This is a genomic window from Paratractidigestivibacter sp. (assembly GCF_963660155.1).
Taxonomy (GTDB): Bacteria; Actinomycetota; Coriobacteriia; order Coriobacteriales; family Atopobiaceae; genus Paratractidigestivibacter.
Window position 1 is genome coordinate 1 of the sequence record NZ_CAVKWG010000043.1, and the last position, 4407, is coordinate 4407.

Consider the following 4407-nt stretch of genomic DNA (forward strand, 5'->3'; position numbering starts at 1 on the left):
ACCAAAGCTGGCTCTGGAAGAACGCCGGGCTGAACCACTGCTCGATGGTCACATCCTCCAACTGGTCTTCGGGTGTGAGCATCATTTTGATCATCTGCTCTTGAATCTCAGGCGTGACGCCCATGGTTGATTCATCATGTGCCTTGAAGCCCTGCTCCCACAGGCGGTGCTTGGAGTTAATCTCCCAGTTCTTGTTGCACTCGCGGGTCTCGTCCAGCACAGTGCGGCCTTCCTCATAGAGGGAGGGGATGCTGCCGAACAGGTCCCACAGGCACTCCATATACGGCTCCAGCTCACGCTCGCCGCGCGAGACATAGCCGGTCTCGTGCGTTCCCGCGGCGTCCATCGAGCCGCCAAACACGGGGAGCTGGTCATATACGGTGATGTTTTCGCCTGGCATCTGCGCGTCACGGACGAGGAACGCCGCCGCAGAAAGGCCGGCGATGCCGCCGCCGACGATGTGAGCCTTTCTCTCCTCGATGCCTTCGGGCTTGCGGGGGTGAACGCGATCGTAGTTCCTCATAATGCATGCTCCTCTCATTCGGCATCCGTCTAAAGTCATACAGGTGTTGAACTTTGACCATGGTTGCAGGATGCTATTGCGAGCTACGCAGTACAACCATCAAATTCATGCGGAGTGTATAAAATCCGACACTTGTATTAGGATTAGCGGACTTTGGGAGCATCTATGAGGGAGAAGATCGGCGGAAAAGCGGAATACCGGAGTGCGATTCGCTCCCGGCGCTTGATTCGCGAGGCATACACGGCCATGCTAAGGGAGAAGGACCTCTCTAAGATCACTGTCACCGACATCGTCAAGCGGGCGGACATAAACCGGGCGACCTTCTATGCCCATTACCCCGACGTGCGGGGCGTCACCGAGGAGATCGAGAACGAGATCATCGCAAAGATGCTGGGCATGCTCAAAGAGTTCGAGTTCACGGACTTCTTTAGAAACCCGGCGCCGCTGCTGCTGGAGCTTAGTCGTAGCCTTGAAGAGGACGCGGAGTTCTACCGAATCCTGATCAAGGCTAACGGCTCCGAGATTTTTATGGAAAAGCTCAAGAAGTGCTTTACCGATTACATGCTCAACGACAGCGACATCCCCGAGGACATGCGCCATTCCAAGATGGTCAGACTTCGCGTCTGCTATTTTGCCGGGGGGATCGTGAACCTGTACAAGCAGTGGTTCCGTGGCGACTTGGACTGCTCGCTCAACGACATCGCGATGGAGGTCAGCAAGCTGCTGCAGCTGGAGGCGGGAGAGTTGTTCTGAGCTTGCGATTAGGGAGATGAGATAGACGGCCTTATCTCATTACCTGACGAAGTTGGTGTAGACGCGCGGCTCGGGCTGGGCGAGCTGGACCCCTGCCTGCTCGGCTTGGTGGATTGCCTTGATGAGAAAGGCCATGTTGTGCCCAAGGGTGCGCATCGTCCGAAGGCCCTCGGCGTCCTGCTCGACATCGGCGGGCGTGGCGCCGTGGACGATGTTCCAGTAGCTTGAGGTGGCGATAGGCATTTGCATGAGCTGAAAATAGCGGTTGAGCTGGTCAATCGTCGTGGTGTTTCCCGCTCGTCGGCAGCTCGTCACGGCGGCGCCGACCTTCATGCGCAGGGCGTTCCCCGCCGAGCTTCGCAAGAGGGCATAAAACGCGCGGTCGTAAAACGCCGTGGCGGCTCCGGTCGCGGCGCCAAAGTGCACCGGCGAGCCCAAAACGATACCGTCGAACTCGGGCGCCAGGGCGACGAAATCGTTCACGCGGTCGTTCATCACGCAGCGCCCCAGCTTGTCGCACTGACGGCACGCCAGGCAGCTTGCCATGGGCTTGTTGCCAACCCAGAACATCTCTGTGGCCAGGCCCTCCTCGCGCAAAGCGCATGCGACCTCTTCAAGCGCTCGGTTGGTGCACCCGGCCTTGTGGGGTCCCGCGTTGACGAGCAGGACCTTTAGTTGTTGGCGATCATTTAGCAGCGGTTCCATTTCCTTGCATCCTCTTCTTTGTAAGCCTTGTGGCAACTGCGCCGGCAATGTGGCCGATGACAACAAACAAGGCGCCGATCAGCAGGTAATCGGCGATGTAAAGCCAGGCGGGTTCGGCGTAGTCCATTGGGGCGTAGTGAGCAAGGCCCAAGAGGTATCGCCAGGCTCCCCGCTTGAAGAAGGTGAGAAGGCCGGGGTGAGCGATCGCGACCGTGGCGATTGCGGCCGCCGCTTGGGACATGCGCCCCGTGCCCGTACCGCCGCCTGCGCCTACCCCGCGCGCTCGCCGCGAGGCCGCGATGACACGTTTCCAGTTGAGCCCCAGGTGAATGCCCGAGAGCGTGAAGGCCCAGTAGGCGCCCACCAGGTGTACGAACTCAAAGAGTGTGGTGTTTGCGTGCGCTGCCAGCGCGGCAAACAGGTAGCGCGAAGTCGCGATGCCCGTCGCCATCGTCACGACGATAGCCAGTGCCAGACCAAGCGTGACGGCCGCGCCCAGCGCCCGGCTCGCAGTCCACCGGCCTTTTGGCAAGGCTGCGATCCACCTGCGGTTGAGCCACAGGTGCGCGACAAACAGCATGCCCGCCGCCACGCCTATGCACTCGTGCGCGAGCTCGCCCACGAGTGCATAGGCCATAAGCAGAGGCATCGCGGCCGTCATCGCGGCGTCGACGAACAGCCGCATCTTGCTCTTCTCGCCGCGCGCCTGCGCCATGGTCATTTCGTCCTGCCTCAATCCTCAAACAGCCAGCCCATGATCTGCGGGTCGCGACAAAAGAGGGCGCCGCCATGCCCGTGCTGGTTCGTAACGTTGCCTGCGGCGAAGTAACTTGCGGGCTTGACGTCGAGCGTGACGAGGTGGGCTATCTCGTCTTCCGCCAGCCCGCGCGACCGGTAGAGACCCTCAAGCTCGTGCGCCGCCTGCGTCGCCGGTCCCGACCCGTAGTACTCGTCCGACTCGCCCACGACGAGGTAGACGGGTACGCGAGCATCCGCCAGGACGTCCAGGTCGCCGTCCCATCTTGAGGCGCAGAAGAGCGCTCGGCGGAACAACCCGGGCTCCATTCCCATCACAATCGAAAGCGTTTCTCCGCCGCCGGAGTAACCCTCAAGGTAAACGCGCTGCTGGTCGACGGCATAGGCCCGCAGTATCCACGCAACGAGCGCGATTGTCTGTCTCGCAGAGGTCTCGCCCCAGTCCATGAGCTGCGGCGCGAGCACGATCATCTGCCGGTCGTAGTCGCGCGCTGTGAACCCGAAGTCCTCGGTACGCACGTTCATGCCCACGCCCTGGAAGTAGAGGCCTTGGTAGCCGGGCAGGGTCACAAAGAGCGCGACCCTTTGTGACCCGTCGTAGCCCTCCGGTACATAAAGGTTGAAGTGGATGTCGCCCTCATCGGCCGTGTGCAGTACGTTGTCCAGCACAAAGCCTTGGTATTCCTCGGTGCCGCGGGTTACCTCGGATTCTGCCGTGGGGTCAACGCCAGAAAGGCCAAACTCGCTTCAAATCCCCGCGGTCCAGGTGCGCACCTCGCTGTCGGACGCGCCGGACGAGAAGCGCTGGCCGTCCTGCCAGTCGCCGGTGCCGGCCGCCTCGGCCAGCAGCTTGCCGCTCTGCCCCAGGCCCGAGGACGCGGAGGTGCAGAAGGGGATGACCTTCTTGCCGGTAAAATCGTTGTCGGTGGCAAAGTGGTTGCACGGCCAGGCCGCGATGGCCCACCAGATGGGGTAGCCAAGAAGCACGGTGTCGTAATCCGCCCAGTTGTCCGGGGTGGTCTGCGCCAGGGGCGTGTCGCGCAGGCTCTCGTCCTCGTACTCGCGGGTCACGCGGCTCTGGTCGTTGGTCCAGTTGAGGTCGTCGTCGGTGTAGACCTCGGCGGGCACGATCTCGAAGAGGTCGGCGCCCAGCTCGTCGGCCGCGGCCTCGGCCACGCGCTTGGTGTGGCCTTGGGCCGAGTAGTAGGCCACAAGGACCTTGCCGCTGCTAGTGGCGTTCGATGCGGCGCCGGAACCCTGGACCTGCTGCTCATCGTTGTTGGCCGTGCTTGCCTGAGTGTCATTCCCGTTGTTCGAGGAGCATGCCGAGAGCGTGCCGCCTGCGGCGAAAATCCCCGCGGCCGCGATGCCCATCTTCATAAAGCCCCTCCTCGTGATGTTTGCTCCGGTCATGTCTTGCCCCCTTACCAGTTCTTCTTGTCCTGGCGGCAGTCGTGGTTGGACTTGCGCTCCTCGACGATGTTGGCGAACCACTGGATCATGGCCGGGTCGCTGTGGCTAAAGAAGCTCGAGGTCTTGGTGTCGAGAAGGGCAATCTGAGCCATCTCTTCGGCCGTGAGCTCGAAGTCGAAGACGTCGAGGTTCTGCTCCATGCGCTCGCGATGGACGGACTTGGGGATCACCACGACGCCGCGCTGGAGGTTCCAGCG

General features: G+C 61.7%; 7 protein-coding genes. 1 reads left to right on the forward strand and 6 read right to left on the reverse strand.

Annotated features, from left to right (window positions below):
• Nucleotides 1–523: oleate hydratase (locus U5709_RS08245; RefSeq protein WP_321973180.1), on the reverse strand; the 523-nt coding region annotated here is incomplete at its 3' end.
• A gap of 246 nt (nt 524–769) precedes the next feature.
• Here U5709_RS08245 and U5709_RS08250 point away from each other — a divergent pair.
• Nucleotides 770–1276, forward strand: coding sequence for a TetR/AcrR family transcriptional regulator (locus tag U5709_RS08250; RefSeq protein ID WP_321973181.1), 507 nt, complete (start codon nt 770–772; stop codon nt 1274–1276).
• Nucleotides 1277–1315: 39 nt separating this feature from the next.
• On the opposite strand, the gene U5709_RS08255 is transcribed toward U5709_RS08250, so the two are convergent.
• The 5 genes from U5709_RS08255 to U5709_RS08275 form a co-directional block, all read right to left on the reverse strand.
• Nucleotides 1316–1981, reverse strand: coding sequence for a flavodoxin family protein (locus U5709_RS08255; protein WP_321971330.1), 666 nt, complete (start codon nt 1979–1981; stop codon nt 1316–1318).
• Nucleotides 1962–2702: a DUF4405 domain-containing protein gene (locus tag U5709_RS08260; RefSeq protein WP_321973182.1), complete on the reverse strand. Its 741-nt coding sequence runs from the start codon at nt 2700–2702 to the stop codon at nt 1962–1964. The genes U5709_RS08255 and U5709_RS08260 overlap by 20 nt, the downstream gene beginning before the upstream one ends.
• A gap of 11 nt (nt 2703–2713) precedes the next feature.
• Nucleotides 2714–3406, reverse strand: coding sequence for a prolyl oligopeptidase family serine peptidase (locus U5709_RS08265; protein WP_321973183.1), 693 nt, complete (start codon nt 3404–3406; stop codon nt 2714–2716).
• A 78-nt stretch (nt 3407–3484) separates the two neighbouring features.
• Nucleotides 3485–4150 carry a flavodoxin gene (locus tag U5709_RS08270; protein ID WP_321971333.1) on the reverse strand — a complete coding sequence of 222 codons (666 nt, stop codon included), beginning with the start codon at nt 4148–4150 and terminating at the stop codon, nt 3485–3487.
• A gap of 11 nt (nt 4151–4161) precedes the next feature.
• Nucleotides 4162–4407: aldo/keto reductase (locus U5709_RS08275; protein ID WP_415913455.1), on the reverse strand; the 246-nt coding region annotated here is incomplete at its 5' end.

Excerpts from the sequence above, each read along its gene's own strand:
- U5709_RS08270 (WP_321971333.1), bottom strand. The coding sequence starts at position 4,150 with ATGACCGGAGCAAACATCACGAGGAGGGGCTTTATGAAGATGGGCATC.
- U5709_RS08260 (WP_321973182.1), bottom strand. The coding sequence starts at position 2,702 with ATGACCATGGCGCAGGCGCGCGGCGAGAAGAGCAAGATGCGGCTGTTC.
- U5709_RS08255 (WP_321971330.1), bottom strand. The coding sequence starts at position 1,981 with ATGGAACCGCTGCTAAATGATCGCCAACAACTAAAGGTCCTGCTCGTC.
- U5709_RS08250 (WP_321973181.1), top strand. The coding sequence starts at position 770 with ATGCTAAGGGAGAAGGACCTCTCTAAGATCACTGTCACCGACATCGTC.